Raw genomic sequence first — 26,237 nt, forward strand, 5'->3', positions numbered from 1 at the left:
AGATCGGACCGCCGACATGTCGGTTCTCTGGAGAATCATTCCACCATGTTTCCTGCCATCGGCCTGGTCATCCTGCTCGGCATGGTCTTCGGCGGCTTCGCCATTACCGGCGGCAAGCTGGGACCCGTGTTCGAGGCGATCCCGCACGAAATGCTCATCATCGGCGGCGCGGCCGTCGGTGCGCTCGTCATCGGCAATTCCGGCAAGGAGCTGAAGGCGCTGGGCGGCGCGATGGGCAAGATCTTCAAGGGGCCCAAGTACAAGAAGCAGGACTATCTCGACGTCATCTTCCTTGTCTCCAAGCTGATGAAGATGCTGCGCACCGAAGGTCCGATCGCGCTGGAGCCGCATGTCGAGGACCCCAAGTCCTCCTCGGTCTTCGCCGAATATCCGCGGCTCGTCGCCGACCATACGCTCGTCAACCTGATCGCCGACACGCTGCGCCTGGTCGTGGTGTCGTCCGGAACGCTCGACGTGCACGCGGTCGAGGAGGTCATGGACAACGCGATCAAGACCCATCACCACGAGGTCGAAGGGCCGCAGGGCACGCTGCAGAGTCTCGCCGACTCGCTGCCCGCGCTCGGCATCGTCGCGGCGGTGCTCGGCATCGTGAAGACCATGGGGTCGATCGACAAGCCACCGAGCGTGCTGGGCGGCATGATCGGCTCGGCGCTGGTCGGCACCTTCATGGGCGTGCTTCTGGCCTATGGTATCGTGAACCCGTTCGCGGGCCGCCTGAAGCAGGTGATCGATGCCGACGCCGCCATCTATCACGTCGTCAAGCAGATCATCATCGCCTCGCTCCACGGCCATCCGCAGCCGCTGGTTATCGAAGCCGCGCGCTCGGGCATCGCGCACAAGGACCAGCCCGGCTTCGCCGAGGTGTTCGACGGACTGCGGGGCCGCTAAGCCATGGCCCGCGCGCCCCACGGCAAGAACGAGCCGCCCAAGATCGTCATCGTCAAGAAGATCATCGCCGATGGTCATGGCGGGCATCATGGCGGCGCGTGGAAGGTCGCCTATGCCGATTTCGTGACGGCGATGATGGCGTTCTTCCTGCTGCTGTGGCTGCTCGGCGCAACGACCGAGAAGCAGCGCAAGGGCATCGCCGACTATTTCGCGCCGACCCTGCTCGACACCAAGTCGACGGGTATCGGCGGCGGCGTTCTGAACGGCGGACCCGGTGCGGGCCGTCAGCAGCAGGCCGCGAGCGGCCGCCTTCAGGTCATCATTCCCAAGGTGATGGAGGGCGGCGGCGACAAGGCGGGAACCGGCGACAAGGGCTCGCTGCGCAATCCCAATGCCGTGGTGCAGGACAAGAAGACGTTCGACGCGATCAAGCGCGAGCTCCTCAAAAAGATGCAGGTCACGCCCGAGCTCCGCAAGTTGGCGCAACAGGTGCGGTTCATCCCCACCGATGACGGGCTGCGCATCGATCTGGTCGACAATGCCGATTATTCGATGTTCGCGACGGGCACCACCAGCCTGGAGCCGGCCGCATCACAGCTGATCGGCACCATCGCCAAGACGGTGGCGGATGTGCCCAACACGATCATGATTCGCGGCCATACCGACAGCGTGCCCTATGGCGATCCGCGCGCGATGAACAACTGGATGCTGTCCTCGGGCCGTGCCGAGGCGACCCGGCGGCGTCTGGCGGCCGGCGGACTGCCCGAATCGCGCTTCGAGCGGATCGAGGGCGTCGCCGATCGCGAACCGATGATCGCGAGCAACCCGTCCGATCCGCGCAACCGGCGCGTGGCCATCACCCTGCTCTATCGCAAGGGCGTGTTCGGCGAGTGACCGGTCGGCCGGGTAATCCCGGACCCGGCTCCAATTCTGGATCAGTTCAGGTCCTGAACCAACAGGGCGGCGGCTTCGCGCTGCTGGCGGGCGTCGCGGATCGCCTCGGTCTTCAGGCTGCGTTCGGCCAATAGGGTCCAAGCGGCTTCGGCGCGCCGCGCGCGTTCGCGCACCAGCGCGAGCGGGCTGTCCTCGGCCTCGCGGTGGCAGCGTTCGGCGTGGGCGGCGAAGGTCTGGCTGTCACGCATCGAAACATCTCCTCAAGCAGAAACAAAAAAGGGGGCGAAAAGCTCGTTCCCTCGCATCGTCCTCAATCGGCCGGCTGAAGATTGACCGCGCTCGTCTTGCCGCGGCGGTCCTGCTCCAGTTCGTAATGCAGCCGCTGGTTCTGGTTCAGCGAGATCATGCCCGCCCGTTCGACCGCGGAGATATGGACGAAGGCGTCATTGCCGCCGCCATCGGGCGCGATGAAGCCATAGCCCTTGTCGGCGTTGAAGAATTTGACGGTGCCGGACTGGCTCATGCTGTTTTCCTTCTGAACGGACCGCCGAGACATGGTCGATCCTTATGCTTCGACAGCAGGGAAAGAAGGAAAAGGGGGCCGCAAAGCGCCAAGAACCGTCGATATGCGACTATAGCGCAACCCATGTCGGGTGCCCGGCGATAATTACAACCAGGCGGCGCATTTATTATCGTCCTGGCGCGAATCGCGGCGTGGCGCCTCGAAGACTTTGGGGCGCGTGGCGATGGTGGGAAAAATATTAGGCGGCGGGCGAATATATCCGCCAATTCCCGAGGGTTGCGGATGAAAAGGTCCATCGCCGCCAGGTGCCATGAAAAACGCCCGCCATCCTGCTCCGGGAGAAGAGCGGACGGCGGGCGATCTTCACGCCACCAAGGTGGAACCGGGGATTATTCCTCGGTCGCGGTCTCGGCGCCCTTGCGGGGCTTGCGCGGGGCGGTGGTGCCGTTGCGCTGGCCGGGCTTGCGGCCCAGGCCGATCTTCTTGGCCATCGCGCGACGGCTTTCCGAATAGCTCTCGGCAACCATCGGATAGTCCGGCTTCAGGCCGTAACGCTCGCGATATTCCTCCGGCGTCAGGCCATGGGTGGCCAGGTGACGGCGCAGCGTCTTGTACGGCTTGCCGTCGATCATCGAAATGATGTGATCCTTCGACGCCAAAGACTTACGCGCCGAAACGGCGGGGACATATTCGGTGGGCGCCTCGACATCAGTCGTCTGCGGCGCGCTGCCCAGAAGCGACGACACGGTTTCGTGCATCTTGCCGAGAAATGCGGGAACCTCCTCCGCCGAGGTGCGGGTATTGGGATTACCCAGCCACGCGATCGTCAGTTCGGTTGCCAGTTCAACGGCATTCACATCGATAGGGTCGTCGGCCATGTTACGCTCCTGTTGCAATTGATCGTGAACTAGCCGTGATTTCCGCAACGTCAACCTGCGGCGGTGTCATTTTTGCTCCTGAAACGTAATATTTCGGGCAATATTTATCTTCAGGAGCGATATGATCTTTAGGGCGTGAAATTCTTTTACACGGATCAATATAGCCCACCTCGGATCAGCATTTGCCCATGTCGGGGCATGATCGCCATCGAGGCCTTACAGGCCTTTCGAAAACGCAGACAATTGGAACGATGGCGGTGCGCACAGGTATCCCTGGCAAAGTGCATGATTGCATTTTTTGCAAGAAAAATTGATGAGCTTGCAGTTGTGTTAATCGTGCGGCTGACGCAAAGGGAACGGGCCTTTCAGGCATCCTCTCCTAAAAACTTTCACGGCTGGTCTTCGGACCAGCCTTTTTTTTGGCTATGCAGCGGGCATCGGTCGGCTTAGGCTCACTATGTCGCCGCGCACACCATAACGAATAAGCAGGAGCGGAAGCCGCCGGGAAACCGGCACCGCGCGACGATACCGGGGGTTGAGCGACCCGTCGCTCCCCCCGTCCAACCTCATCCTTGGATTTGCGACGTTCAGCTCTTGTCGGTCGGCGCCTTGCGCTGGACGAACTGTTCCAGCGCCGACAGTGCCAGCCCGGCGATCGCGGTGACATCCGGCCGGGTTGATGCGGGCGGAGTCGGTGCAGGCTGAGTTGGTATCGACGGGGGCGGTGGGGGCGCGGCCGCATCGCTCGCGTTTGGTGCCGGTGTCGGATCGGTGGCCCCGCGCGTCGTATCGCGCGTCAGGGCGGCCGCCATGGCGACGACGCCCGTGGCGATCAGTTGCCGCCCTATCGGACTGCGCGCCTGATCCAGCAGGACCTGCCCCACCCGGTGCAGCGGCGAGGGCTGTTCCCCGGCGGCCCGCGCCGCGGCGGCCTGTTCGAAGGCGGCCCGTTCGGCCTTTTTCTGTTTCTTCTTCTGCTTCTTCTTGCCCATCGCCGCGCCACTCCCGCCAAGCTGTATTTGCAATATAATACACCTGCGCGCCCATTCAACGGGCGGAGCGGATCAGCCGTTCAGCGTGCGGGCGCGGCGGCGTTGCACCGAGCTGCCGATGCCCATCGACTCGCGATATTTGGCCACCGTCCGCCGCGCGATGTCGAAGCCCTTGGCCTGGAGCAGTTCGACCAGCGTGTCGTCGGACAGGATCTTGGCGCCTTCGTTCGCGATCAGCGTCTTGATCGCGCTCTTCACCGCCTCGGCCGACACCGCATCGCCGCCATCCGCCGCCGCGATGCCGCTGGTGAAGAAGAATTTGAGTTCGAACAGCCCGCGCGCGCAGCTGAGATATTTGTTGCTGGTCACCCGGCTGACGGTCGATTCGTGCATGCCGATCGCCTCGGCGACTCGCGCCAGCGTCAGCGGCTTCAGATGCGCGACGCCGTGGAGGAAGAACGCCTCCTGCTGCTTGACGATTTCGGTCGCGACCTTGATGATCGTGCGCTGCCGCTGGTCGAGCGCCTTCATCAGCCAGTTGGCGCTGGCCAGACAATCGGCGAGCCACGCCTTGGACCCCTTGTCCTGCGGGCCGTGGCGCAGCTCCTGATAATAGCGGCGGTTGACCAGCACGCGGGGCAGGGTGGCGGTGTTGAGCTCGATGCCCCAGCCATTCTTCGTCCGGGTAACGAACAGATCGGGCACCACGCCCTGCGCGGCCTCGCCGCCATAGCGACAGCCGGGCTTGGGGTCATAGCCGCGCAACTCGCGGATCATGTCCGCCATGTCCTCGTCATCGACCCCGCACAGCCGTTTGAGCCGGACCAGGTCGCCGCGTGCGAGAAGGTCGAGATTGGCGATCAGCCTGGCCATGCACGGGTCGTAACGGTCCGCCTCGCGCGCCTGGAGCGCCAGACATTCGGCCAGATCGCGCGCGCCGACGCCGGTGGGATCGAAGCTCTGGACGACGCCCAGCACCGCCTCGACCTGCGCCACCGCGACGCCCAGACGCTGCGCGATCTCACCCAGCGGCGCGGTCAGATAGCCCGCCTCGTCCAGCTGGTCGATCAGATGGCTGGCGATGGTCCGCTCGACGCCCGACAGGGCGAGCGCCGCCTGCGCCTCCAGATGCTCGGCGAGATTGGGCGCGGCGTCGGCCAGCGAGTCCCAGTCGGGACCGTCCTCGCTCCCCAAGCCGGCGCCGCCACTCCCGCCGTTCAGCGACAGGCCGCCATCGGGGCCGGTGCCACCATCGGCGATGCTGTCCTGCTGATGGCTTTCGGTGGCGTAGTCCAGGTCGAGCGCGCGGTCCTCGGCCGGTGCGGTGCCGCTCACCAGTTCGTCGGCACCCGCCGGGGCCTCGCGCTCGGGGCGTTCGGGCGTCGCCACCTCACGCACTGCACTCGCGTCGAGCAGGGGGTTCTTCTCCACCTCCTCGGCGATGAACGCCTCGATCTCCAGATTGGACAGCGTCAGCAGCTTGATCGCCTGCTGCAACTGCGGCGTCATCACCAGCGATTGCGACTGGCGGATGTCGAGGCGCGGCGCCAGGCTCATGGCTTTTTTCCTCCCCTGCAAGGGGAGGGGGACCATGCGAAGCATGGTGGAGGGGTGTCGCCCTCTCGATGGCGGGACACCCCTCCGTCAGGCCTGCGGCCTGCCACCTCCCCTGCGAGGGAAGGAAGGAGGGAGATGCCAATCCGCCCCGCGCCGCCCGCCTCGCCGGTCATGCCCACAGGTGCGGATCGACGGGCGCTTCTCATCAGATCAGAGCGAGAAGCCTTCGCCCAGATAGAGCCGGCGGACATTGGCGTCGGCGACCAGTTCCTCCGGCGATCCGGTGAACAGCACGCGGCCGTCATAGATGATGTAGGCGCGGTCGACGATGTCGAGCGTCTCGCGGACATTGTGATCGGTGATGAGGACGCCGATGTCGCGGCTCTTCAGATCCTTCACCAGATCGCGGATGTCGGCGATCGAGATCGGATCGATGCCCGCGAACGGTTCGTCGAGCAGCATGATCGACGGGTCGGCGGCCAGCGCGCGCGCGATCTCGGCCCGGCGACGTTCACCACCTGACAGCGCCATGGCGGGCGCGGCGCGCAACCGCGTCAGCCCGAATTCCTCGAGCAGTCGGTCCAGCTTGCGCGCGCGCTCGGCGGGGTCCGGCTCGGCCAGTTCGAGCACGGTCGAGATGTTCTTCTCGATCGATAGCCCGCGAAAGATCGAGGTTTCCTGCGGCAGATACCCCAGGCCCAGGATCGCGCGGCGATACATGGGCAGGCCGGTGATGTCCTCGCCGTCCAGCATGATGCGGCCCGAATCGGGCTTCACCAGCCCCATGACGGAATAGAAGCAGGTCGTCTTGCCCGCGCCATTGGGGCCGAGCAGGCCGATCACCTCGCCGCGCCCGACCGACACCGACACGTCGGTCAGGACGACGCGCTTGTCATAGCTCTTGGCGATCGAGACGACCTGAAGCCCTTGCGACACGGGCGGCTCGGCCGCCGGGCGCGGCGCGCCGCCGGTGCGATCGCTGCCCTCGCGGGTCGGGGTTTCCATGTCCATCGGCCGGTGTCTTCCCTTTCCTGGGCGACTGTAGCGGCCCCCGCGCCGACCGCAAATGGTCATCGGCGCGGACGGCATCGCCCTGATGATGTCAGTTGCGGTCGGGGACCGAGAAGGTGCCCGTCACCCGGCCCGACGGCGCGCGTGTCGTGGTGCCCGCTGCCGCGCCGCTGCCGCCGCCCGCGACCGACGATCCGTCGATCACCGCGCGACCGGTATCCAGATTGATGGTCAGCCGCCCGCCGCTCACCGTATTGCCGCCCTGGGTCAGGGTGACGTTGCCCAGCATGGTGATGACCCGGCGGTTGAGGTCGTAGATCGCATATTGGCTGCGCGCGGTCTGGTCGGGCCGCTTGACGACCACCCCGCCCGAGGCGTCCAGCCGCGAGACCTGCGGATTGCCGCCGATCACCTGGCCGGTATAGGCCACCGTCATCCGCGCTGCGTTCAGCGTCATCTCCGCCTGGCGCACCGCGACATTGCCCGCCAGGACGGCGCGATTCGCCTTGTCCTGCAACTCGATATGGTCCGCGCCGAAATCGATCGGCGCGCGGCTGTTGTGCCGGGTCTGCGCCGGGGCGGAGGCCGCGAGGGCGATGAGGACAGGCGCCATCACGGCGGTGAGCTTGTGCATGACGCGCTATTTCGTGCTTTACGGGACGATGCGCAAGCGGGCGTTGCCATCCAGCGTGACGGTGCGATCTTCCAGATTGGCCCGCAGCTTATCGGCACGGAACGTGCCCTGCGGAACCTGTCCGGTGACCGCCCCGCCCGAGACCAGCATCCGCTGCTGCAGATCGATCGTCGCGTCGTGCGTCTTCAGATTATAGCCGCCGGCCGATTTGAAATCGAGCGGGCCGTCCAGCTTCACCTGTTCGGTGCGCATGTCATAGCGGCCCGAATTGGCGCTGACCGTGGCGGGGCCGTCCGACAGGCGGATCTGCGCGGCCAGTCGGTTGAGCTGGACCACCGGCTCGGCCGAGCTGCGCTGGATCGCCGAGCCGGCGTCGAGCGAGAAGGGCTGCCCCTTGTCGTCGACGCCGCGATACTGCGCCGCCTGGATCTTCATCCGCTCCTGCGCGACCTCGACCTTCTTCTTGTCGAGCACGAAGGACACCTCGCTCGACGAATAGATCGGCGCCATCACCAGGAACGCGGTCAGCACGCCGATCGCGCTGGGCAGCACCCAGCGGGCCATCGTCACGAATCGGTCGTGACGGCTGCCCGGCGCGGCCCAGATCTGGCGCTGGGTGCGGGCGCGGTCGGCGATTTCGGACATGGCGGCCTTTCCTGCGAAGCCCCGATTCAGGCAAAGATACCTTAGGCGTGGGCGAAGATATCGGTTTCCGGCCAGCCCGCCAGATCGAGTTCGGCGCGCGCCGGCAGGAAATCGAAACAGGCCTGCGCCAGTTCCATCCGCCCCTCGCGCACCAGGCGCTTGTCCAGCTCCACCTTCATACGGTGAAGATAGCGCACGTCCGACGCGGCATATTCGCGCTGCGCGTCCGACAGCTCGGGCGCGCCCCAGTCCGACGACTGCTGCGCCTTGGACAGCTCGATGCCCAGCAATTCGCGCACCAGTTCCTTCAGGCCATGGCGGTCGGTATAGGTGCGGATCAGCCGCGAGGCGATCTTGGTGCAGTAGACGGGGGCGGCCACCACGCCCAGATAATGGCGGATCGCGGCGATATCGAATCGCCCGAAATGATAGAGCTTCAGCCGTGCCGGATCGGCCAGCAGCGCGCGCAGATTGGGCGCGGCATAGTCGCTGTCGGGCGAAAAGCGGACGAGATGCTCGTCCGGGCCGCCATCGGACAGCTGGACGACGCACAGCCGGTCGCGCGGCGTGATCAGGCCCATGGTCTCGGTATCGACCGCGATCGCGGCGCCGGGCGCGAACAGATCGGCGGGAATGTCTTCTTCATGCAAGTGAACGGTCATGCAAATGCCCTAGCGACCGGCGGGGCAAGCCTCAACCATGATGATGGAGTCGGGGATCGGCCAAGACGCGGTGCGGCGGTGTCCGGTTCGCCACGGCGATTCGCGCGAATTTTCGGAGATGTTGTGGAGTTTCGGCCACAATTCCGACGCAATCTGCTTTGTTCGCGATAAAGCGAGAAGCGGTTCGCACGATTTCGTTCGCGATGGCTCGCCTTCTGCGTTATGGATCGGAACTAGGCGCAAAAGGTTTGGCGCCAAAAGACCCGCGCTCTTCGTCCGGCGCACGGTTCTTGAAGATGACATTTGCGGGCGAACCGGGAAGACGAACAGGGCTTATGGGTTTCGATAGAGGTAGCCGGGGCAATCGCGGCACGCGTGGTCGCGACAAGCGGGACAATTTCGGCGGCAGCGACGATTTCGGTGGCGGCGGCTTCGGCGGCGGTGACCGTTTCGGTGGCGGCGGCTTCGGCGGTGGCTTCGGTGGTGGCGATCGCTTCGGCGGCGGCGGCGATCGTGGCGGCTTCGGCGGTGGTGATCGCGGCGGCTTCGGCGGCGGTGGCGGCGGTTTCCGTGGCGGCGGTGGCGGCTTCGGCGGCGGTCGTGGCGGCGGCGGCATGCCCCCCCAGGTCGTTGGCGAGGGCACCGGCGTCGTGAAGTTCTTCAACGCGCAGAAGGGCTTCGGCTTCGTCGTGCGCGATGACGGCGGCGAAGACGTGTTCGTGCACATCTCGGCCGTCGAGCAGGCGGGCCTGACCGGTCTGGCCGAGGGTCAGCCGCTCGGCTTCACCCTGGTCGATCGTGGTGGCCGCATCTCGGCGACCGAACTGAAGATCGAGGGCGAGCCGCTTCCGGTCCAGGAACGCGCCCCCCGCGAACCGCGTGAAGGCGGCTTCGGCGGCGACCGTGATCGTGGCCCGCGCGGTGGCGCCGGCGGCGGTTTCGGTGGCGCCCCGCAGCGTCAGCTGACCGGTGAGAAGGCGACCGGCACGGTCAAGTTCTTCAACGCGATGAAGGGCTTCGGCTTCATTCAGCGCGACGATGGCCAGCCCGACGCGTTCGTCCACATCTCGGCCGTCGAGCGCGCCGGCATGGGTTCGCTGAACGAAGGCGACCGTCTGCAGTTCGAGATCGAAGTCGATCGTCGCGGCAAGTACGCAGCGGTCAACCTGCAGAACGAGGGCTGATCCCCTCGGCTGAATAAGCCTCCCTTTTCGGGCGACAGGGCCCGGCGTCGCAGCGATGCGACGCCGGGCCTTTTCGTTTTGATGGGGTCTTCGCCTTTGATCCGGTGGCGGTCGGCGCTGGAGAGTTGCGGGTGCGCGGGGCTTTCCATCGACGCAGTGCGAACGCTACATCGTCGGCCATGTCCCGCCCTTCCATCACCAATGTGCTGTTCGTGTGTAGCCAGAACCGGCTGCGCAGTCCGACCGCCGAGCAGGTCTTCGCGACGCGCCGCGACCTGGAGGTCATGTCGGCGGGTACGAATAACGATGCCGACAATCCGCTGACCGCCGAACTGGTGACCTGGGCCGATGTCATCGTGGTCATGGAGAAGACCCACCGCACCAAGGTGCAGACGCGGTTTCGATCCGCCCTGAATGGCAAGCGGATGATCTGCCTCGATATTCCGGACGACTATGCCTTTATGGACCCGGCCTTGATCACCTTGCTGACGGCGCGGTTGGCCCGCCATTTCCCATCACGGTGAGTGTGGGCGGTAACGCTCGATCGCACCATGCCCGCGATCATGCACGGCCCGTGACGGTTGCGGTTGCAGGGGGGCGAGTTAGGCACTCCGCCTGCGCAACGGCCACCGCCACCCACGCCGCACCGCGATCCAACGTAGCAACGCCAGTATCAGTAGCCCCGCCACCAACCAGGGCAAGCCCCCGATCGCCAGCGTGATCAGCGACGCGATGCTGGCCGACAGGGTCTCGCCCGCGCTGACCAGGCTCTGGAGAATGGGCGAGCGATCGCTGGGTATCGCGCTGAAATGATAGCTGATGGTCACACGCGACATGGCGACGCGCTGCGCGAGATCGGCCTGCGCGGCGCGTGCGGCGTCAAGTTCTTCCTGCGTCGTGGCATAGGCGCGTTCGGCTTGAACCAGTTCACCGACATTGCCCTTGCCCGCCCGGATGATCGTCAGCAGCCGTTCGGCCAGCGCCTGTTTCGCGCGCACACGAGCGTCGGTATCGATCACCTGGCGCGTGACGTCCTCGGCCTCCACCTGGCGGCTGGCGACGCGAGCGCCGCTTTCGGTCGCCAAGGCGTCCAGCCGCTGATTGACGTTCGGCACCATATGCGCATCGATCAGCAGCACGGCCTCGTCGTTGACGACCGAATCATCGGGTCCGGACGTGTCGAGCGACGACGACATGACCAGGCAGCGGGTCGGCCCCAGCTTGCGGCACAGCGCCAATTGCTGGCCTTGCACCTTCGCAATGGTACGCTCATCGAAATCATAGGTGACCGAATAGCTATAGGCGATGCGCGGCCCATTGGCGGAGGACGGGGAAGGCGCATAGCCCATCGGGGCCGGGACTGGCTCTTCGACATTGAAGGTGTCCATTTTTTCGACCCGGCTATGCGGCGCGCGATCGCATGAGATCAGTGCCAGTGATAGCAACATGACAAACCAATGGCGCATGACGTCGTCTCCCCTAGGTCATTGTATCATGGTCCGAACAACGGCCTGTCAATGCGATGACAGGCGCGGGCGGAATTTCACCAATCGGCGATGAACCATCGTCCCGCCGCCGCGTAGCCCGTTCCGGACTCCACACGAACGGACCGCACCATGTCTCACCCAGCTTTGCCCGCCCCCGTCCGCCTGCTCGGCCCCGCCGGTATCCTGCCGCAGGCGATCTGCGTCGCCTTCGCCCTGCTGTGGCCCGAGCAGCGGATCTTGGCGGGGATCGCCGGTGGATTGTATGCCGCGTCGATCCTGTCCTTCCTGGGTGGGCTGTGGTGGATCGAGGCGCTGATGCGCGGTGACCAGCGTGCCGTCCCTTATGTCATTGCCGTCCTGCCCAGCCTGATCGCCTGGGCGGCGCTGCTGGCGCCGCTGACGGGGCTGAGCGGCATGGCGGGGTCGTTGTTGTTGCTGGGCATCGTCATCCTGATGTCGCCGATCGCCGACAAGAGCATCGGGCGGCTGGCGAGCGACATGCCGGGCTGGTGGCGGCTGCGCTGGGGGCTGTCGATCGGGCTGGGCGGTCTGACGCTGCTGCTGGGCGCGATCCTGGCGTAATACGCAACCGGCTTGCCTCGCCGGCCATGCTCCTGTACCGATCGGTACACTGAAAGATGATCGAGAGGCATGATGCGTCCGCCATTTCCGCCCTTCAACGCCGAGAGCGCCGCGCAAAAGGTTCGCGCCGCCGAGGACGCCTGGAACAGTCGCGACCCGGAACGCGTGGTGCGGGCCTATACGCCTGACTGCGCATGGCGGAACCGGGCCCAGTTCGTCACCGGTCATGCCGAGATCGTCGCCTTCCTGCGCGCCAAATGGACGCGTGAGCTGGACTATCGGCTCATCAAGGAGTTGTGGGCGCAGGAAGGCAGCCGGATCGCGGTGCGCTTCGCCTATGAATGGCATGACGATAGCGGCCAATGGTATCGGTCCTATGGCAATGAAAACTGGGATTTCGCCGAGGACGGCCGGATGGCGCGGCGGATCGCGTCGATCAACGACCTGCCGATCGCCGAGGACGCGCGGCTGTTCCATTGGCCGCTGGGTGCGCGTCCCGCCGATCACCCGTCGCTGAGCGACCTGGGGCTGTAACGTCATGGCGCGGATCGTCGCCGAGCGGGCGGACACGCTGCCGGGCCTGATCGAGGCGTTTCGCGAGCATGGCTATGCCGGGGCCAGCCTGTCGACGATCGGCGCGGCGACGGGGCTGGGGCGGGGGAGCCTCTATCACTTCTTCCCCGGCGGAAAGCGCGAAATGGCCGAGGCCGTGTTGGCCGACATCGCCGCCTGGTTCGAGGCATCGGTCTTCACGCCGCTGGCCGACGCGGAGGACCCGCGCGCCGGTATCGAGGCGATGATGGTCGCGATCGACCGCTATTTCCAGTCGGGACGCCGGGCGTGCCTGATGGGCGCCTGGGGACTGGGGGCGACGCGCGATCCCTTCGCCGAGGCGATCACCGGCTATTTCCAGCGCTGGATCGCCGCGCTTCAGGCCGCGCTGATGCGGGGCGGAGTGGCGGCGGATCATGCGCTGACGCTGGCGCAGGATGTGGTCGGCGGTATCCAGGGCGCGATCACGCTGTCGCGCGCACTCGACGATCCGGGGCTGTTCCGCGCGACGCTGGGGCGGCTGACGGCGCGGCTCTACACCGCGCTCGCCAGCGCCGGGTGAGGCGGGGGCGGCCAGCGCCCCCGCCCGGTTCAGATCGCGGCCAGCGCCTGTTCGCAGTCGGCGATCAGGTCGTCGGCATCCTCGACGCCGATCGAGATGCGCACCAGATTGTCGGTGATGCCCAACGCCGCCTTGCGTTCGTCGGGGACCGACAGATGCGTCATCGCGGCCGGATGGCTCGCCAGCGTCTCGGTTCCGCCCAGACTGACCGCCAGTTTGGCGATGCGAAGCGCGTCGAGGAAGCGGAAGGACTCCGCCTCACCGCCCTTGAGGTACAGCGAGAAGGTCGAACCGCCGCCGGTGCAGTGGCGGCGATAAATGTCGGCCTGCCGCTCGAGGCCCGGCGTGCCTTCGAGAAAGCCGAGATAGCCGACCCGCTCGACCTTGGGGTGATCGCGTAAGTAAGCGCAGACCTTGGCGGCATTCTCGCCCGCCCGGCTCATCCGCAACTCCAGCGTCTCCAGCGAACGCAGCAGCATCCACGCCGTATTGGGGTCGCAGATGGTGCCGATGGTGTTGCGCATCGAGCGGATGGTGGCGATGTGCGCCTTTGACCCCAGCACGCCGCCCGCGACCAGATCGGAATGACCGCCGGCATATTTGGTCAGCGAATAGACGACGAGGTCGGCGCCGTGCTTGAGCGGACGCTGCCAGAGCGGACCGAGAAAGGTGTTGTCGATCGCGATCGGTGGCTTTTCGCCCGCATCGGCAAAGGCCGCGTCACGCGCCGCCGCCACGGCTTCGATGTCGACCAGCGCGTTGGTCGGGTTGGCGGGGCTTTCCAGATAGATCATCGCGACCCGCCCCAGCGCGGCGGCCTTGGCGAGCACCGCGTCGATCTCCTCGCGGGTGGCGCCGGCGGGGAAGTCGAGCCACTGGACCCCGAACCGGCCCAGGATGCGGCCGATCAGCGTCTCGGTCGCGGCATAGAGCGGGCCGGAATGGACGATGACGTCGCCCGGCTGGACCATCGACAGGAACAGCGTGGCGATCGCCGCCATGCCGCTGGAAAAGGTCAGCGCATCCTCCGCCTCGTCCCAGATGGCCAGGCGGTCCTCCAGGATTTCCTGGTTCGGCCCGTTGAAGCGCGAATAGACCAGCCCGTCCGCGCCGCCGGGGCGCTTGCCCGTCACGCCCTCGAAATGGCGCTTGCCGGCGGCGGCGTTGGGGAAGACGAAGGTCGAGGTCAGGAAGATCGGCGGCTTCAGCGATCCTTCCGACAACACCGGATCGAAGCCATAGCCCATCATCAGCGTCGATGGCTTCAGCTTGCGGTCGCCGATGGTCGTCGCATCGCTCTTGCGGTCGGCGGTGGCCCCGGCCGCAGCCTGGCCCTGCGGCGGAACGCCGGTCAGATCGGATTCGGTCGGCATGGATAATCTCCTCGGGACATTGGGGACCGCTCTGTCGGCGGCCATGTCCCGAGGATAACGCGACAAATGGCTTTGGCGAGATGCCAATCTTCTTCCCCTGAAAGGGGAGGTGGCGCGCGGAGCGCGTCGGAGGGGTGTCCAGCTATCGATAGGGTGACACCCCTCCGTCAGGCCTTCGGCCTGCCACCTCCCCTTTCAGGGGAGGAATTTATGACGGGAGGCCGATTAGCGAAATCTGGCGGCCGTAAGAGGGTTCGCCGCGATGGGTGGCGCGGCGGAAGCTGAAGAAGCGATCCTCCTGCGTATAGGTGTCCTCGCCCAGCGCGGCGACGCGGGTGATCCCGGCGGCGGCGAGGCGGTGTGCGACATAGGCCTCCAGGTCGAACTGGTAATGGTCCGCACGGGTGCCGTCGGCGAAGAAGCGCTCATTGTCGGGATCGGCCTCGGCGAAGCGGCGCAGGAAGCCGGCATCGACCTCATAGCTGGCGCGCGCGATGCACGGGCCGATCGCGGCGGCGATCCGGTCGCGCCGCGCGCCCAGTGCTTCCATGGCCAGCAAAGTGGCGTCGGTGATCCCGCCCAGCGCCCCCTTCCACCCGGCATGGGCCGCCCCCACGACGCCCGCCTGCGGATCGGCGAACAGCACCGGCGCGCAATCGGCGGTCAGGATGCCGAGCAACAGGCCCGGCCGGTTGGTCACCAGCGCGTCGCCATGCGGGCGGACATCGTCCTCAGGTGGGGTCAGGATCGTCACCGCCTCGGCCGAGTGGATTTGATAGCAGGTGATCAGCCGAGCACCGGGCAGTACCGCGTCTCGGGCGAGGCGACGATTCTCGGCGACCGCATCGGCGTCATCCTCCGAACCCAGCCCGACATTCAGCCCGCCATGAATCCCCGCCGACACGCCGCCGCGCCGCCCGAGAAAGCCGTGCGGGACATCGCCGAGCAGCGGCGTGCGAAGCGTTTCGATGGTCATAGCGACAGCCTCATGATCCGGTCCTCGTCGATGGTGGCGCCCACGGGGAAGTCGTAGCGACCGACATCGACGAAGCCGTAGCGCGCGTAAAAGGCCTTGGCCCGGTGATTGTCGACATAGACCGACAGGATCAGCTCGCTGGCGCCGCGTACCCGCGCGGCGGCGATCGCCCAGTCCATCAGCGCGGGGCCGATCCCTGCACCCAGATGGCTCGACGCGACATAGAGCTGGTAGAGTTCGATGGCATCGTCGGGCCATTCGCCGGGAAAGCCGACGGGGCCGATCTTGGCATAGCCGATGATCGCCGCGTCCGCGACCGCCAGGCGGATGGTGAAATCGGGGTGGCCGATTTGGGCAGGCAGGCCTTCGGGGCCAAAGGCTTCGTCCAGAAACGCGTTCAGGTCGGCGGGCGGATAGAGATGGCCGAACGTCTCGGTGAAGGACGCGCGCGCCATCGCGGCCAGCGCCTTGCCATCGCCGGGCGCGGCGTCACGATAGGCGATCATTCGCCATACCCCGCCGGCACCGGCCAGTCGGGCCGCGCCACCGCCAGCGCACGGAACAGCGTGCCCATGTCCTGCATCAACCGGTTGCGATCGGCGAGCAGTGCATCGGCGCGATCGGGATGCGCGCGGGCGAGGCCGGCGGTACGCTGATCGATGCCAAGCGCGCCGAGCAGATCGCGCTGCGTCACCGGGCCGAAGGCGGCGAGGCCCGAGCCTTGCGCGGCGGCGGCCAGCGTCGTGAAATCGACATGCGCGCTCAGATCCTGTTCGCCCGGCCGGTCGAAGGGATTGGCGAAAGCATGGCCGCGCACCGCCTGCAGCGTGTCGGCGATGGCGGGGCCTTCATAGCCGTAATCGATAATCAGCGCCGCGCCGCCCTGCGCGGCGATCCGGGCGGCGAGCTGGCGCATCACCGCGACGCTGGCGGGGGACACCTCGATGACAGACCCGGTCTCGGCTTCGCGCAGCGGTTCGGGAATGATCTCGGGCGGCACCGGCGGGCCGGCGATCGGCAGGAAGAGCAGGTCCTGCGCCGCGACCAGCCGCTCGTGCCAGCCCTCACCGCGGCGGACGAGCTGGCGGATGGGCAGCGCGTCGAAGAATTCGTTGGCGACGACGATCAGCGGCCGGTCGGTGGGCAGCGTCTCGACCGTGTCGTGCCAAGTGGCGTCGGCGACCCGCTCGGCCTGGGCGGTACGCAGCGTCGCGCTGGTCTCGACGAAATGGATGCTGGGCGCAAAACCCGCCTTGGCCATCGCCCGCCGGGCGTCCGCCGCCAGCGTGCCGCGCCCCGGCCCCAGTTCGACCCAGTGAACCTCGGGCCGCCCCGCGCGGTCCCACAGGTCGGCGCACCACAGGCCGATCAGCTCGCCGAACATCTGGCTGATCTCGGGGCTGGTGGTGAAGTCGCCGCCCGCGCCCAGCGGATCGCGGGTGCCGTAATAATGCGCATTGGCGGCGGCCATGAACTGCGCCACCGGGATCGGCCCGGCCAGCGCGATGGCGCGGGCGAGCCGTTCGGGCAGTGCGTCCTCGGGCTCGGGCTTGTGATCGGCGGGGGGGATCAACGGGTTGGTCATGTCCCCGCTCTGCCGATCCGCCCCGTTTGCGGCAAGCCCGTCAGACATCCTTGGGCGGATCGACATGCCTCTTGTTCTATAACGCCCCTCTCCCCTCTATGAGGGGAGAGGGGAAAACAGGGTTGCCGCGATGTCGATTCGCGTGAGCGATCAGGAAACGCTGTGAGTGCCCGCGATCGGCTCGACCCGGACGCGGCGCGCCTTGGCGGAGTTCATCAGGTAGAGGCCGCCCAGGATCATCGGCACGCACAGCCACTGGCCCATGTGCAGCCCGGTCATCTCGGCGAACTGGCGAAGCTGCTGGTCGGGCTCGCGGAAGAATTCGACGATGAAGCGCGCGATGCCATAGCCCAGCAGGAACAGGCCCGACAGCTTGCCCGGGTCGTACCGCGCCTTGGTCCGCCAGAAGGCCAAGCTCATCACCGCGAACAGGATCAGCCCTTCGAGGCCCGCCTCATAGAGCTGGCTGGGATGGCGCGCGGGGTCGGGCAGGCCGAAGGGCACGGTGCGCGGGAAGATGATCGCCCAGGGCACGTCGGTCGGCTTGCCCCACAGTTCGCCGTTCACGAAATTGGCCAAGCGGCCCAGGAACAGCCCGACCGGCGCGGTGCAGACCAGATAGTCGAGGATGCGCAAGCCCTGCAGCTTGTGCTTGCGCGCGAACAGCCAGACGCCGAGGCCCACGCCGATCGCGCCGCCGTGAAAGCTCATCCCGCCGTCCCACAGCCGCAGGATGCGCAAGGGGTGCAGGAACATCTCGGGCGCGTAGAAGATCACATAGCCGATCCGCCCACCCAGGATGATGCCCAGCGTGGCATAGAAGACCAGATCGTCGGCATGGGTCCGCGACATCGGCGCACCCGGCCGGTCGAGCATCTTGCCCAGATACCACCAGCCGAACAGGATGCCGGCGATATAGGCCAGGCTGTACCAGCGGAGCGTGAAGAAGCCGATCGAGAAGACGTCCGGGTGCAACCCCAGATCCTCGAACCGGATATGGCCGCTGGCGGCCGCGAGCATGGGCAGGATCAAGCGTGTTTCCCTTATCTCTGGCCCGCTCTCATAGAGCGGCCGAGCGACAACACCAAGACCATGGGTTCGGTGCCCTTATGGCGGGGTTTGGGTGGGGCGTGGCCTTCGACTGCGCTCAGGCTGAACGGAGGTGGGGAATGGTTCTGGACACAAGAACCCGTTCAGCCTGAACGAAGTCGAAGGCCACGCTGCGAGCGCCGCGAAGAAGGGGTTCGCGCAGAGGCGCGGAGGGCGCAGAGGTGTCCGGTCCGGCCGCAAGGCCAGTCCCTACTCCGTGAGCGACACGGTCTGCCGATTGAGACAGCGGGATGCCCGCGCCGCCGGTCCCCCTCTGCGTCCTCTGCGCCTCTGCGCGCAAAAAGCCTTCGCGTCTTCGCGTCTCCGCGCGAACAATCGAATCCTTCGCTCTGAGACAGAGAAACCCCGCCCTTGCCTGCCCGCCCTTGTCCGGTAAGGCTCGACCGCAATGGAGTTGAGCAGGCGCAACATCTTGGTCGGTGGGGGCGTGGGGGCCGGGTTGGTCGTCGCTTGGGGGCTGTGGCCGCGCGCCTATGCCCCCAATCTGGCGACCGAATCTGGCCAGCAGGCGTTCGGCGCATGGTTGAAGATCGGGCGCGACGGCATCGTCACCGTCGCGGTGCCGCAGGCTGAACATGGACAGGGGATCGTCACCACGCTGGCGCAGGTCGTCGCCGACGAATTGGGAGCCGACTGGCGCACCGTGGCGGTCGAGACGGCGCCGCTCAGCCCGCTCTACGCCAATCCGGTCGCGGTCGATACGCTGTTCGAGGGCGCGTTCGGCCGGTTGCCGGCGGCGGTGCGCGACGAATGGCTGCGGCGCGACATGGTGATGCTGACCGCCGGATCGTCCTCGCTGCGCATGTTCGAGGAACCGGCCCGCGCGGCGGCGGCGACCGCGCGCGCGCTGATGGCGCAGGCCGCCGCGCGCCGCTGGGGCGTGGACTGGACGTTGTGCGAGGCCAGGGATGGATTCATCGTCGCGGGCGATCGCCGCCTGCGCTTCGCCGAACTGGCCGAGGCGGCGGCGGGCGAGACGGTGCCGCAGCCTTTGCCGCTGGGCAGCGGCGGCGCGGGCAAGCTGGCGGGCAAGGATGTGCCCCGGCTCGATTCGCCGGCCAAGGTCGATGGCTCGGCCAATTTCACCGCCGACATCCGCCTGCCCGACATGGTGCATGTCGCGCTTCGCCATGCGCCGTTGGGGCACATGCGCGGGCTGCGGATCGACCGCGACGCCGCGATGAAGGTCACCGGTGTCGTCGATGTGATCGAGGGTGAGGACTGGGTCGCGGTCGCCGCCGCCAGCTGGTGGATCGCGCAAAAGGGGCTGGACGCGCTTCACCCCCGGGCAATCACCGTTGGCCCCCGCCCGACCAGTGCGGGGATCGCGCAGGCGCTGGAAAGGGCGCTGAGCGAGGAGGGGCGGCTGGTCACGTCGCGCGGCGATGTCGCGGGCGCGCTGGAGGGCGGGGGGCTGGTCTCCGCCAGCTACCGCGTCGGCGTCGGCGTCCACGCCGCGATCGAGCCGCGCGCGGTGGTGGCGGCGTGGCGGGACGATGGGCTGGAGCTGTGGGTGCCGACCCAGGCGCCGGTGCGCGCCCGCACGGTCGCGGCGCAGGCGGCGGGGATCGCGGCGGACCGGGTGGTCGTCCACCCCATGCCGATCGGCGGCGGCTTCGGCATCGGGCTGGAGACGGAGGCGGTCGCGCAAGCCGCCACGATCGCCGCCAGGCTGAAGCGCCCGGTCAATCTGCAATGGTCGCGCGCCGACGATCTGCGCCGCGACGCCTTCCGCGCGCCCGCACTGGCCCGGATGACCGCGCGGCTGGACAGGGGGCGGATCACGGGTTGGCGCAGCCGGATCGCGACCCCCTCGACGGGCGCAGGCCTGGCCGAGCGGCTGATGCCCGGTGGCCTGACCCGATTCGCCATGGCGGGGCAGCGGCAGGGTGACGCCTATGCGATGGGCGGCGCGGTGCCCGCCTATGCCTTGCCCGCGCTGGCGGTGCATCACCACCCGGCCGACCTGTCCTTGCCGACCGGGCATGTTCGGGGCGGTGCGCATGTCGCGAACTGCTTCTTCACCGAATCCTTCATCGACGAACTGGCGGCGCGGTCGGTGGCCGATCGGCTCAATTGGCGGCTGGGGCTGCTGCGCGATGCGCCCCGGCTGGCGCAATGCCTGTCGACCGCCGCCTCGCTGGGCGGATGGGAGGGCGGCGGCGCGGGCAGCGGGCAGGGGCTGGCCGCGCACCGGTTTCGCGACAGCCATATCGCGGTCATGGCCGAGGCGCACCGCGATGCCGCCGGTCGCCCGGTCGTCGACCGGCTGGTCGCGGCGGTCGATTGCGGGCGGATCGTCCATCCGGATATCGTGCGCCAGCAGATCGAGGGCGGGCTGGTCTTCGGTCTCGCCAATCTGCTGGGCGCCGCGACCGGCTTCGCGCGGGGGCAGCCGCAGGCCGACCGGCTGGCGGCGCTGAACCTGCCGCGCCTGGCCGACATGCCCGACATCACCGTCGAGCTGATCGTCTCCGATGAGGTACCGGGCGGTGTCTCCGAACTCGCCGTCCCGCCGGTCGCCCCCGCCATCGCCAATGCGCTTGCCACTTTGGGCGGTGCTTCACGGATACGAAGCCTGCCGATGGAGTTTCCCGCCTGATGCTGCCCCCCGATCATCCGCCCGTCCCGCGTCCGAAGATCGGCGTGCTCCTGATGAACCTCGGCACGCCCGAGGCGCCCGAGCCGCGCGCGGTGAAGCGGTATTTACGCGAATTCCTGTCGGATCGCCGGGTGATCGAGATTCCTGCGCTCCTCTGGCAGCCGATCCTGCGCGGCATCATCCTGAACACGCGGCCGAAAAAGTCGGCGCATGCCTATTCGCTGGTATGGCGCGACGACGGCTCGCCGCTGGCCGCGATCACCCGCGCGCAGGCGGTGGCGTTGAAGGACGCGTTCGGGCCGGGGGTGATGGTCGACTGGGCGATGCGCTATGGCCGCCCCGCCATCGCCGAGCAGGTGCAGGCGATGAAGGATGCCGGGTGCGAGCGCATCCTGCTGGCGCCGCTCTATCCCCAATATTGCGCGGCGACGACCGCGACCGCCAATGACAAGGCGTTCGCGCACCTCGCGACGATGCGATGGCAGCCGGCGATCCGTACCCTGCCGCCTTATTATGACGACGCGCTCTATATCGATGCGCTGAAGACGCAGGTCGAGGCGCAGCTCGCCACGCTCGATTTCGAGCCCGAGGCGATTCTGGCCAGCTTCCACGGCATGCCGCAGCGGACGCTGGAGCTGGGTGATCCCTATCACTGTCATTGCCGCAAGACCGCGCGGCTGCTGGCCGAGGCGATGAAGGACACGCTGGGCGGCCGCGAACTGCTGGTCGCGTTCCAGTCGCGCTTCGGCCGCGCCAAATGGCTGGAGCCGGCGACCGACACGGTGCTGGAGGCGCTGCCGGGGCGCGGCATCAGGAAGGTGGCGATCCTGGCCCCCGGCTTCTCCGCCGATTGCATCGAGACACTGGAGGAACTGGCGATTCGCGGGCGCGAGAGCTTCGAGGGCGCGGGCGGCACCCATTTCGCCTATCTGCCCTGCCTGAACGATACCGATGTCGGGATAACCATGCTGCGCGGTTTGATCGAACGCGAGCTTCAGGGCTGGTTGCCGTAGCGTAATATTACATTGCACCCGGTCTTCGCCATTGCGGAGAATCGTCGCCCCTTTTAAGCCACAATCTCAAATGGGAGAGGTTTGATGGCTCGGGTTGCAATCGTGACGGGTGGTACGCGCGGTATTGGCGAGGCGATCAGCCTGGCCTTGAAGGACGCCGGCGTCACCGTCGCGGCCAATTATGCCGGTAATGACGAACGTGCGCGCGAATTCTCGGAGCGCACCGGGATCAAGGCGTATAAGTGGGACGTGGCCGATTATGACGCGGTCCAGGCCGGCGTCGCGCAGGTCGCCGAGGAACTGGGGCCCGTCGACATCGTCGTCAACAATGCGGGCATCACCCGCGACGGCACGCTGCTGAAGATGACCTACCAGATGTGGAAGGAGGTCATGGACACCAACCTCGGCGGTTGCTTCAACATGGCCAAGGCGGTGTTCCCCGGCATGCGCGAACGTAAGTGGGGGCGGATCGTCAATATCGGCTCGATCAACGGCCAGGCGGGCCAATATGGTCAGGTGAACTATGCCGCCGCCAAGTCGGGCATCCATGGCTTTACCAAGGCGCTGGCGCAGGAAGGCGCGCGCGTCGGCGTGACCGTCAACGCGATCGCGCCGGGCTATATCGACACCGACATGGTCGCCGCCGTCCCCGCCGACGTGCTGGAGAAGATCGTCGCCAAGATCCCGGTCGGCCGTCTGGGCCAGGCGCATGAGATCGCGCGCGGCGTCGCCTTCCTGTGCTCGGACGAGGCGGGTTTCGTCACCGGCTCGACCCTGTCGATCAACGGCGGCCAGCATATGTATTGAGGCGGATGCCATCCCCACAAGCCGTTCGCGCCGAGCCCTTCGGCTGGCTGGCAAGCCAGCCGCTCAGGATGAACGGAGGTTTTGCAAAATCGTCTCGTGGGGAGGGATAGGACATAAGCAAGAACGCCGGCCTCCCAAGGGGGACCGGCGTTCCGTTCTCGATACGCTACGCGAGAAAACTGGGGCGGGTGGGGCAGATACAGGCTCCGCCCGCCCTAACTATTTAGCGGCAATAGCCCGGACGGCCCGACCGCTCGATCGCCCGGCCGGCCAGCGCACCGCCCGCACCGCCGATCAGCGTGCCCAGCGTGCGATCGCCATCGGTGTCGATGGTGCGACCCAGCAGACCGCCCGCGACCGCGCCGACGATGGTGCCCGTGGTGCCCGAGCGGCGGCACTTGCTCGCCTGATATTCGGCGCGGGCGCCATCGCTGTAACCCCGGTTGTACCGGTCGGCATGATAGGACCGGCGATAGCGATGCGCATCCGCGGCGGTCGCGGGCAGAACAGCGCCGCCGATCATCGCCAGCGTGGTCGCCGCCAGGGTCAGGGTCTTCATCATGGTGTCACTCCCGATACTGTGTTTCGATCGACGGTCCCGTCCGCCGTTAGCCTGCTTCTGGGCGATTCGCGTTGAGCGCTTCCTGAATGCCGCCGTTATCCGCCGTTCATGCAAATGCCGGCGGGACGGGTGGTCGGGAAATGGCGGCTGTCCTGTTGCGGCGCAGCGCGTATGAGGCGGCATGCGCTTGCTTCTGTCCTGTCTGTTGCTGCTGGCCTTCGTGCCCGGATGGTCGGGCGAACAGCGACTGGGCCTGCTGGGCCGCGTGCCGCAGATGGAGGCGCGGCCGGTCGCGCTCGATCCCCGCGATCCGGCGCGGCGGCGGCTGGGCGCGCTGACCTATTTGGGGGGCGTCAGCCTGCATAGCCGCGACCCGGCCTTTGGCGGCTTCTCTTCGCTGGTGGTGACGGGGGACCGGTTCACCCTGCTGAGCGATGGCGGCAATGTCGTGCAGTTCCGCATGGGGCGGGACTGGCGACCGCATGCGCTGCGCTTCGGCAATCTGCCGGCGGGGCCGAGCATCGGCTGGCAGAAGCAGGACCGCGACAGCGAATCGCTTGCCCGCGATCCGCGCACCGGCGCGCTGTGGGTCGGGTTCGAGCGCTATAACCAGATCTGGCGCTATGCGCCCGACTTCACGCGCGCCGAGGGCTATGTCGCGCCGCGCGCCATGGCGGGCTGGCCGCGCAATGGCGGGGCCGAGTCGCTGGCGCGGATGCCCGATGGCCGATTCGTGACCATTTCCGAGGAAGCGACCGCGACCAAGGCCGAACGGCGCGGGTTGAAGGTCGCCAAGAAGGTGACACGACAGGGGCTGATCTTCGCAGGCGACCCTTTGCGCTTTCGTCCGCGCCGCTTCCTCTATCAGGTGTCGCCCGACCATGACGTCGCCGATGCCGCCGCGCTGCCCGACGGATCGCTGATCGTCATCGAGCGGCGATTCCGCCTGCCGTTCCACTTTTCGAATCGGATCATGCTGGTGCCGGCGGATGGAATCGTACCGGGGCGATTGGCGAAGGGGCGGCTGCTGGCGGAGTTGGACGCGCCGCTGATCCACGACAATTTCGAGGGCGTGGCGGTCACGCAGGAGGACGGCGCGACCATGTTGTGGCTGGTATCGGACGACAACCAGACGGTGCTGGAGCGGAGTTACCTGCTGAAATTCCGGTTGGAGGCGCGCGTGGAGAGGTAGGGACGTGGCCTTCGGCTTCGGCGCCGTGCGCCGAAGTTTATCCTGAGCGGCTGGCTTGCCAGCCAGCCGAAGGGCTCAGGCTGAACGGTGTGAGGGGTTGTAGCCATTATTCCAACGCCCGTTCGGCCTGAGCGAAGTCGAAGGCCACGTACGTCACGCAGCCACGAAAATCCGCAAACAACGAAAACCCGCCGCTCCGGAGAACGGCGGGTTTCGAAACCTCAGGCACGCGGCGCGAAATTACGCGGCGGCGGCTTCGGTCTTGGCGCCGGCCAGCTTCTTCACGACGTCGCGCTTCAGGCGACGGGCGCGCAGCGAAAGCTGGTCGTCCGAGGTCTTGACGAGCCAGTTGTCCAGGCCGCCATTGTGCTCGACCGAGCGCAGGCCGTGGGTCGACACGCGAAGACGCACGCTCTTTTCGAGCGAATCGGAAATCAGCGTGACGTTCTGCAGGTTCGGCAGGAACGTACGCTTGGTCTTGTTGTTGGCGTGGGAAACGTTGTTACCCACCTGCCGGCCCTTGCCGGTCAGCTCGCAAATGCGCGACATGATCGTTATCCTGGTTTCAGGCAATGCCCGGAAAGGCCGCGCGGATAACCCGGACCGGCGTCCACGTCAACCGATTCCCTGTGATCGGCCATGCACGATGGGCCGTGCAACCGCCCCCGGGACGAGGCGTTGTTACGGCAACGAACCTGATGGAGCCAGACCCATGCGCGCCTTTCTCGTCCTCATCGGCATCGTCCTGCTGCTGGCCGCCGGCGCCATGGCGATGGGCTGGATCAGCATCGACCAAACCCGCCCCGCCGTCGTCCAGGCGCCGACCTTCCGCGCCGAAGGGCCCAAGGTGTCGGTCGGCACCACCCAGAAGACGGTCGAAGTGCCCACCGTCTCGGTTCAGAAGCCCACCGATAACGCGCAATAACCACGGAGCCTTCCATACCCTTGCCCGCGCGCATCACGCGGGGCAGGGGGATGTGATGTTCCCGCTGCCCGATCCGATGCGCCTCGCACTCGATGCCGCCCGCCAGGCGGGGCAGGCGGGGGAGGTGCCGGTCGGCGCGGTAGTCATGCGACAGGGCGAGGTCATCGCCACCGGGGCGAACGCGCCCCGCCGTCTGCACGACCCCACCGCCCATGCCGAAATCCAAGCGATTCGCGCTGCTGCCGCCAGGCTCGGCCGCGACCGGCTGGAGGATTGCGATCTGTGGGTGACGCTGGAGCCCTGCGCGATGTGCGCCGGGGCCATCGCGCATGCCCGAATCGCCCGACTCTATTATGCGGCCAGCGATCCCAAGGGCGGCGCGGTGGAACATGGCCCGCGCTTCTTCGCCCAGCCGACCTGCCATCACCGGCCCGACATCTATAGCGGGATGGGCGAGGGCGAGGCGGCCGGTCTGCTCCGCGATTTCTTTACGGCGCGTCGCTGAGCGATCCCGGTCGCATCGACATTCCGACCAACCCGCCCTCATTCCTCCGCTGCAAGGGCGCGCGAGGAACCTGACCTCTCCCACGGTACCCCTCCGTCAGGCCTGCGGCCTGCCACCTCCCCTTGCAGGGGATCGCTGCAAAACGCTTTACACCATCCCGGGGCAGGCCGGGGTCCAGTCGGGTAAGCGCTGATAAGCGATGAAGAGCGTTCGGCATCTGGACCCCGGCCTTCGCCGGGGCGGTGCGTGAAGAGCGGGAAACGCCAATTCCGCAACGACGCTCTGCAAGGGGAGGAATAGCGCGAATGTCAGCCAGCGCTAACGCCGCTTTCGGTCATGGAAGAAGCGGACCAGGAACATGGCGACCACGCCGCTTGCGCCACCCACAATGGCCCCGCGGAAGGACGAATGGGGTGCGATGTTCCAGGCATTCAGAATCAGAAGTGCGGAATAGGTCAGTCCACCCGTCAGCAACGCGCCGATCCACAAGACCGCGCGCGACGGTCCGTCCGGTC

The 26,237-nt window shown here is 67.0% G+C and carries 32 protein-coding genes; 14 read left to right on the plus strand and 18 right to left on the minus strand.

Translation table 11 applies throughout. The annotated features are described in order from the left end of the window. Positions 1-45 precede the first annotated feature (45 nt). Both motA and GGR48_RS00435 read left to right on the plus strand, forming a co-directional pair. A complete protein-coding gene (gene motA / locus GGR48_RS00430) occupies positions 46-909 on the plus strand; it encodes a flagellar motor stator protein MotA (RefSeq protein WP_183949750.1) in 864 nt (287 codons plus the stop codon). Between the two features lie 3 nt (positions 910-912). Beyond that, entirely contained in the window at positions 913-1,803 is an 891-nt protein-coding gene (locus GGR48_RS00435) for a flagellar motor protein MotB (RefSeq protein WP_183949752.1), read from the plus strand. A 41-nt stretch (positions 1,804-1,844) separates the two neighbouring features. Here the strand turns inward: GGR48_RS00435 and GGR48_RS00440 are convergent, their stop codons facing one another. The 3 genes from GGR48_RS00440 to GGR48_RS00450 form a co-directional block, all read right to left on the minus strand. Next, a complete protein-coding gene (locus GGR48_RS00440; RefSeq protein WP_183949754.1) occupies positions 1,845-2,051 on the minus strand; it encodes a hypothetical protein in 207 nt (68 codons plus the stop codon). Positions 2,052-2,113: 62 nt separating this feature from the next. Then, a complete protein-coding gene (locus tag GGR48_RS00445; RefSeq protein ID WP_183949756.1) occupies positions 2,114-2,326 on the minus strand; it encodes a cold-shock protein in 213 nt (70 codons plus the stop codon). Between the two features lie 389 nt (positions 2,327-2,715). Continuing rightward, complete coding sequence (locus GGR48_RS00450; protein WP_183949758.1) at positions 2,716-3,204, minus strand: Ros/MucR family transcriptional regulator; 489 nt, start codon at positions 3,202-3,204, stop codon at positions 2,716-2,718. Between the two features lie 198 nt (positions 3,205-3,402). On the opposite strand from GGR48_RS00450, the gene GGR48_RS17875 reads away from it, so the two are divergent. Further along, a complete protein-coding gene (locus GGR48_RS17875) occupies positions 3,403-3,654 on the plus strand; it encodes a hypothetical protein (RefSeq protein WP_221211328.1) in 252 nt (83 codons plus the stop codon). Positions 3,655-3,791: 137 nt separating this feature from the next. Here GGR48_RS17875 and GGR48_RS00455 read toward each other — a convergent pair whose 3' ends face one another. From GGR48_RS00455 to GGR48_RS00480, 6 genes are all read right to left on the minus strand, one after another. After that, entirely contained in the window at positions 3,792-4,196 is a 405-nt protein-coding gene (locus GGR48_RS00455; RefSeq protein ID WP_183949760.1) for a hypothetical protein, read from the minus strand. A 72-nt stretch (positions 4,197-4,268) separates the two neighbouring features. After that, positions 4,269-5,753 (minus strand): RNA polymerase factor sigma-54, encoded by a 1,485-nt coding sequence (rpoN, locus tag GGR48_RS00460; RefSeq protein ID WP_183949762.1) that lies wholly within the window; start codon positions 5,751-5,753, stop codon positions 4,269-4,271. Between the two features lie 210 nt (positions 5,754-5,963). After that, positions 5,964-6,758 carry an LPS export ABC transporter ATP-binding protein gene (lptB, locus tag GGR48_RS00465; RefSeq protein WP_409789791.1) on the minus strand — a complete coding sequence of 265 codons (795 nt, stop codon included), beginning with the start codon at positions 6,756-6,758 and terminating at the stop codon, positions 5,964-5,966. A gap of 97 nt (positions 6,759-6,855) precedes the next feature. Beyond that, the gene (locus GGR48_RS00470; protein ID WP_183949764.1) at positions 6,856-7,398 is read right to left on the minus strand and encodes an LptA/OstA family protein; all 543 of its coding nucleotides are present in this window, start codon (positions 7,396-7,398) and stop codon (positions 6,856-6,858) included. Positions 7,399-7,416: 18 nt separating this feature from the next. Continuing rightward, on the minus strand, positions 7,417-8,043 hold the full coding sequence (lptC, locus tag GGR48_RS00475; RefSeq protein WP_183949766.1) for an LPS export ABC transporter periplasmic protein LptC: 627 nt from the start codon (positions 8,041-8,043) through the stop codon (positions 7,417-7,419). A 41-nt stretch (positions 8,044-8,084) separates the two neighbouring features. Further along, entirely contained in the window at positions 8,085-8,705 is a 621-nt protein-coding gene (locus tag GGR48_RS00480) for a ribonuclease D (protein ID WP_183949768.1), read from the minus strand. Positions 8,706-9,040: 335 nt separating this feature from the next. Between GGR48_RS00480 and GGR48_RS18250 the strand changes: the two genes are divergently transcribed. Next, positions 9,041-9,889 carry a cold-shock protein gene (locus GGR48_RS18250; RefSeq protein WP_183949770.1) on the plus strand — a complete coding sequence of 283 codons (849 nt, stop codon included), beginning with the start codon at positions 9,041-9,043 and terminating at the stop codon, positions 9,887-9,889. Between the two features lie 179 nt (positions 9,890-10,068). Beyond that, positions 10,069-10,413: a low molecular weight protein tyrosine phosphatase family protein gene (locus GGR48_RS00490; RefSeq protein WP_206362527.1), complete on the plus strand. Its 345-nt coding sequence runs from the start codon at positions 10,069-10,071 to the stop codon at positions 10,411-10,413. Positions 10,414-10,491: 78 nt separating this feature from the next. Here the strand turns inward: GGR48_RS00490 and GGR48_RS00495 are convergent, their stop codons facing one another. Beyond that, the gene (locus GGR48_RS00495; RefSeq protein WP_183949772.1) at positions 10,492-11,355 is read right to left on the minus strand and encodes a DUF4349 domain-containing protein; all 864 of its coding nucleotides are present in this window, start codon (positions 11,353-11,355) and stop codon (positions 10,492-10,494) included. 150 nt (positions 11,356-11,505) lie between these two features. On the opposite strand from GGR48_RS00495, the gene GGR48_RS00500 reads away from it, so the two are divergent. From GGR48_RS00500 to GGR48_RS00510, 3 genes are all read left to right on the plus strand, one after another. Further along, positions 11,506-11,958, plus strand: a complete 453-nt coding sequence (locus GGR48_RS00500) for a DUF3429 domain-containing protein (protein WP_183949774.1) — start codon at positions 11,506-11,508, stop codon at positions 11,956-11,958. 69 nt (positions 11,959-12,027) lie between these two features. Further along, positions 12,028-12,492 (plus strand): nuclear transport factor 2 family protein, encoded by a 465-nt coding sequence (locus GGR48_RS00505; protein ID WP_183949776.1) that lies wholly within the window; start codon positions 12,028-12,030, stop codon positions 12,490-12,492. A gap of 4 nt (positions 12,493-12,496) precedes the next feature. Further along, on the plus strand, positions 12,497-13,072 hold the full coding sequence (locus GGR48_RS00510; RefSeq protein ID WP_183949778.1) for a TetR/AcrR family transcriptional regulator: 576 nt from the start codon (positions 12,497-12,499) through the stop codon (positions 13,070-13,072). Between the two features lie 29 nt (positions 13,073-13,101). Here GGR48_RS00510 and GGR48_RS00515 read toward each other — a convergent pair whose 3' ends face one another. The 5 genes from GGR48_RS00515 to lgt form a co-directional block, all read right to left on the minus strand. Next, positions 13,102-14,445: a cystathionine gamma-synthase family protein gene (locus GGR48_RS00515; RefSeq protein ID WP_183949780.1), complete on the minus strand. Its 1,344-nt coding sequence runs from the start codon at positions 14,443-14,445 to the stop codon at positions 13,102-13,104. A 208-nt stretch (positions 14,446-14,653) separates the two neighbouring features. Beyond that, positions 14,654-15,421, minus strand: a complete 768-nt coding sequence (pgeF, locus tag GGR48_RS00520; protein ID WP_183949782.1) for a peptidoglycan editing factor PgeF — start codon at positions 15,419-15,421, stop codon at positions 14,654-14,656. Next, positions 15,418-15,927: a GNAT family N-acetyltransferase gene (locus tag GGR48_RS00525; protein WP_183949783.1), complete on the minus strand. Its 510-nt coding sequence runs from the start codon at positions 15,925-15,927 to the stop codon at positions 15,418-15,420. Before GGR48_RS00525 ends, pgeF begins: the two co-directional genes overlap by 4 nt. Beyond that, positions 15,924-17,006, minus strand: coding sequence for a class I SAM-dependent methyltransferase (locus GGR48_RS00530; RefSeq protein WP_183949785.1), 1,083 nt, complete (start codon positions 17,004-17,006; stop codon positions 15,924-15,926). Before GGR48_RS00530 ends, GGR48_RS00525 begins: the two co-directional genes overlap by 4 nt. A 150-nt stretch (positions 17,007-17,156) precedes the next feature. Next, positions 17,157-18,038 (minus strand): prolipoprotein diacylglyceryl transferase, encoded by an 882-nt coding sequence (gene lgt, locus GGR48_RS00535; RefSeq protein WP_183949787.1) that lies wholly within the window; start codon positions 18,036-18,038, stop codon positions 17,157-17,159. 466 nt (positions 18,039-18,504) lie between these two features. Here lgt and GGR48_RS00540 point away from each other — a divergent pair, with 466 nt between their 5' ends. The 3 genes from GGR48_RS00540 (at position 18,505) to phbB (ending at position 22,538) form a co-directional block, all read left to right on the plus strand. Continuing rightward, positions 18,505-20,718 (plus strand): xanthine dehydrogenase family protein molybdopterin-binding subunit, encoded by a 2,214-nt coding sequence (locus GGR48_RS00540; protein WP_183949789.1) that lies wholly within the window; start codon positions 18,505-18,507, stop codon positions 20,716-20,718. Beyond that, on the plus strand, positions 20,718-21,731 hold the full coding sequence (gene hemH / locus GGR48_RS00545; protein ID WP_183949791.1) for a ferrochelatase: 1,014 nt from the start codon (positions 20,718-20,720) through the stop codon (positions 21,729-21,731). The genes GGR48_RS00540 and hemH overlap by 1 nt, the downstream gene beginning before the upstream one ends. A gap of 84 nt (positions 21,732-21,815) precedes the next feature. After that, positions 21,816-22,538, plus strand: coding sequence for an acetoacetyl-CoA reductase (gene phbB / locus GGR48_RS00550; RefSeq protein WP_183949793.1), 723 nt, complete (start codon positions 21,816-21,818; stop codon positions 22,536-22,538). A 223-nt stretch (positions 22,539-22,761) separates the two neighbouring features. On the opposite strand, the gene GGR48_RS00555 is transcribed toward phbB, so the two are convergent. Further along, positions 22,762-23,100: a glycine zipper 2TM domain-containing protein gene (locus tag GGR48_RS00555; RefSeq protein WP_183949795.1), complete on the minus strand. Its 339-nt coding sequence runs from the start codon at positions 23,098-23,100 to the stop codon at positions 22,762-22,764. Between the two features lie 181 nt (positions 23,101-23,281). Between GGR48_RS00555 and GGR48_RS00560 the strand changes: the two genes are divergently transcribed. Next, positions 23,282-24,292 (plus strand): esterase-like activity of phytase family protein, encoded by a 1,011-nt coding sequence (locus GGR48_RS00560; protein ID WP_183949797.1) that lies wholly within the window; start codon positions 23,282-23,284, stop codon positions 24,290-24,292. Positions 24,293-24,532: 240 nt separating this feature from the next. Here GGR48_RS00560 and rpmB read toward each other — a convergent pair whose 3' ends face one another. Beyond that, positions 24,533-24,841 (minus strand): 50S ribosomal protein L28, encoded by a 309-nt coding sequence (rpmB, locus tag GGR48_RS00565; RefSeq protein ID WP_183949799.1) that lies wholly within the window; start codon positions 24,839-24,841, stop codon positions 24,533-24,535. A gap of 163 nt (positions 24,842-25,004) precedes the next feature. Here rpmB and GGR48_RS00570 point away from each other — a divergent pair, with 163 nt between their 5' ends. Both GGR48_RS00570 and GGR48_RS00575 read left to right on the plus strand, forming a co-directional pair. After that, positions 25,005-25,217, plus strand: coding sequence for a hypothetical protein (locus GGR48_RS00570; RefSeq protein ID WP_183949801.1), 213 nt, complete (start codon positions 25,005-25,007; stop codon positions 25,215-25,217). A 55-nt stretch (positions 25,218-25,272) separates the two neighbouring features. Beyond that, complete coding sequence (locus tag GGR48_RS00575) at positions 25,273-25,722, plus strand: nucleoside deaminase (RefSeq protein ID WP_240456139.1); 450 nt, start codon at positions 25,273-25,275, stop codon at positions 25,720-25,722. 318 nt (positions 25,723-26,040) lie between these two features. Here the strand turns inward: GGR48_RS00575 and GGR48_RS00580 are convergent, their stop codons facing one another. After that, positions 26,041-26,211 carry a hypothetical protein gene (locus GGR48_RS00580; RefSeq protein WP_221211330.1) on the minus strand — a complete coding sequence of 57 codons (171 nt, stop codon included), beginning with the start codon at positions 26,209-26,211 and terminating at the stop codon, positions 26,041-26,043. Positions 26,212-26,237: the final 26 nt, after the last annotated feature.

Source organism: Sphingomonas pseudosanguinis, assembly GCF_014196255.1.
GTDB classification, from domain to species: Bacteria; Pseudomonadota; Alphaproteobacteria; order Sphingomonadales; family Sphingomonadaceae; genus Sphingomonas; species Sphingomonas pseudosanguinis.

Bases quoted from the DNA above. Each gene is read 5' to 3' on its own strand.
- motA (WP_183949750.1), top strand. From the start codon at position 46: ATGTTTCCTGCCATCGGCCTGGTCATCCTGCTCGGCATGGTCTTCGGC.
- GGR48_RS00435 (WP_183949752.1), top strand. From the start codon at position 913: ATGGCCCGCGCGCCCCACGGCAAGAACGAGCCGCCCAAGATCGTCATC.
- GGR48_RS00440 (WP_183949754.1), bottom strand. From the start codon at position 2,051: ATGCGTGACAGCCAGACCTTCGCCGCCCACGCCGAACGCTGCCACCGC.
- GGR48_RS00445 (WP_183949756.1), bottom strand. From the start codon at position 2,326: ATGAGCCAGTCCGGCACCGTCAAATTCTTCAACGCCGACAAGGGCTAT.
- GGR48_RS00450 (WP_183949758.1), bottom strand. From the start codon at position 3,204: ATGGCCGACGACCCTATCGATGTGAATGCCGTTGAACTGGCAACCGAA.
- GGR48_RS17875 (WP_221211328.1), top strand. From the start codon at position 3,403: ATGATCGCCATCGAGGCCTTACAGGCCTTTCGAAAACGCAGACAATTG.
- GGR48_RS00455 (WP_183949760.1), bottom strand. From the start codon at position 4,196: ATGGGCAAGAAGAAGCAGAAGAAGAAACAGAAAAAGGCCGAACGGGCC.
- rpoN (WP_183949762.1), bottom strand. From the start codon at position 5,753: ATGAGCCTGGCGCCGCGCCTCGACATCCGCCAGTCGCAATCGCTGGTG.
- lptB (WP_409789791.1), bottom strand. From the start codon at position 6,758: ATGGAAACCCCGACCCGCGAGGGCAGCGATCGCACCGGCGGCGCGCCG.
- GGR48_RS00470 (WP_183949764.1), bottom strand. From the start codon at position 7,398: ATGCACAAGCTCACCGCCGTGATGGCGCCTGTCCTCATCGCCCTCGCG.
- lptC (WP_183949766.1), bottom strand. From the start codon at position 8,043: ATGTCCGAAATCGCCGACCGCGCCCGCACCCAGCGCCAGATCTGGGCC.
- GGR48_RS00480 (WP_183949768.1), bottom strand. From the start codon at position 8,705: ATGACCGTTCACTTGCATGAAGAAGACATTCCCGCCGATCTGTTCGCG.
- GGR48_RS18250 (WP_183949770.1), top strand. From the start codon at position 9,041: ATGGGTTTCGATAGAGGTAGCCGGGGCAATCGCGGCACGCGTGGTCGC.
- GGR48_RS00490 (WP_206362527.1), top strand. From the start codon at position 10,069: ATGTCCCGCCCTTCCATCACCAATGTGCTGTTCGTGTGTAGCCAGAAC.
- GGR48_RS00495 (WP_183949772.1), bottom strand. From the start codon at position 11,355: ATGCGCCATTGGTTTGTCATGTTGCTATCACTGGCACTGATCTCATGC.
- GGR48_RS00500 (WP_183949774.1), top strand. From the start codon at position 11,506: ATGTCTCACCCAGCTTTGCCCGCCCCCGTCCGCCTGCTCGGCCCCGCC.
- GGR48_RS00505 (WP_183949776.1), top strand. From the start codon at position 12,028: ATGATGCGTCCGCCATTTCCGCCCTTCAACGCCGAGAGCGCCGCGCAA.
- GGR48_RS00510 (WP_183949778.1), top strand. From the start codon at position 12,497: ATGGCGCGGATCGTCGCCGAGCGGGCGGACACGCTGCCGGGCCTGATC.
- GGR48_RS00515 (WP_183949780.1), bottom strand. From the start codon at position 14,445: ATGCCGACCGAATCCGATCTGACCGGCGTTCCGCCGCAGGGCCAGGCT.
- pgeF (WP_183949782.1), bottom strand. From the start codon at position 15,421: ATGACCATCGAAACGCTTCGCACGCCGCTGCTCGGCGATGTCCCGCAC.
- GGR48_RS00525 (WP_183949783.1), bottom strand. From the start codon at position 15,927: ATGATCGCCTATCGTGACGCCGCGCCCGGCGATGGCAAGGCGCTGGCC.
- GGR48_RS00530 (WP_183949785.1), bottom strand. From the start codon at position 17,006: ATGACCAACCCGTTGATCCCCCCCGCCGATCACAAGCCCGAGCCCGAG.
- GGR48_RS00540 (WP_183949789.1), top strand. From the start codon at position 18,505: ATGGAGTTGAGCAGGCGCAACATCTTGGTCGGTGGGGGCGTGGGGGCC.
- hemH (WP_183949791.1), top strand. From the start codon at position 20,718: ATGCTGCCCCCCGATCATCCGCCCGTCCCGCGTCCGAAGATCGGCGTG.
- phbB (WP_183949793.1), top strand. From the start codon at position 21,816: ATGGCTCGGGTTGCAATCGTGACGGGTGGTACGCGCGGTATTGGCGAG.
- GGR48_RS00555 (WP_183949795.1), bottom strand. From the start codon at position 23,100: ATGATGAAGACCCTGACCCTGGCGGCGACCACGCTGGCGATGATCGGC.
- GGR48_RS00560 (WP_183949797.1), top strand. From the start codon at position 23,282: ATGCGCTTGCTTCTGTCCTGTCTGTTGCTGCTGGCCTTCGTGCCCGGA.
- rpmB (WP_183949799.1), bottom strand. From the start codon at position 24,841: ATGTCGCGCATTTGCGAGCTGACCGGCAAGGGCCGGCAGGTGGGTAAC.
- GGR48_RS00570 (WP_183949801.1), top strand. From the start codon at position 25,005: ATGCGCGCCTTTCTCGTCCTCATCGGCATCGTCCTGCTGCTGGCCGCC.
- GGR48_RS00575 (WP_240456139.1), top strand. From the start codon at position 25,273: ATGTTCCCGCTGCCCGATCCGATGCGCCTCGCACTCGATGCCGCCCGC.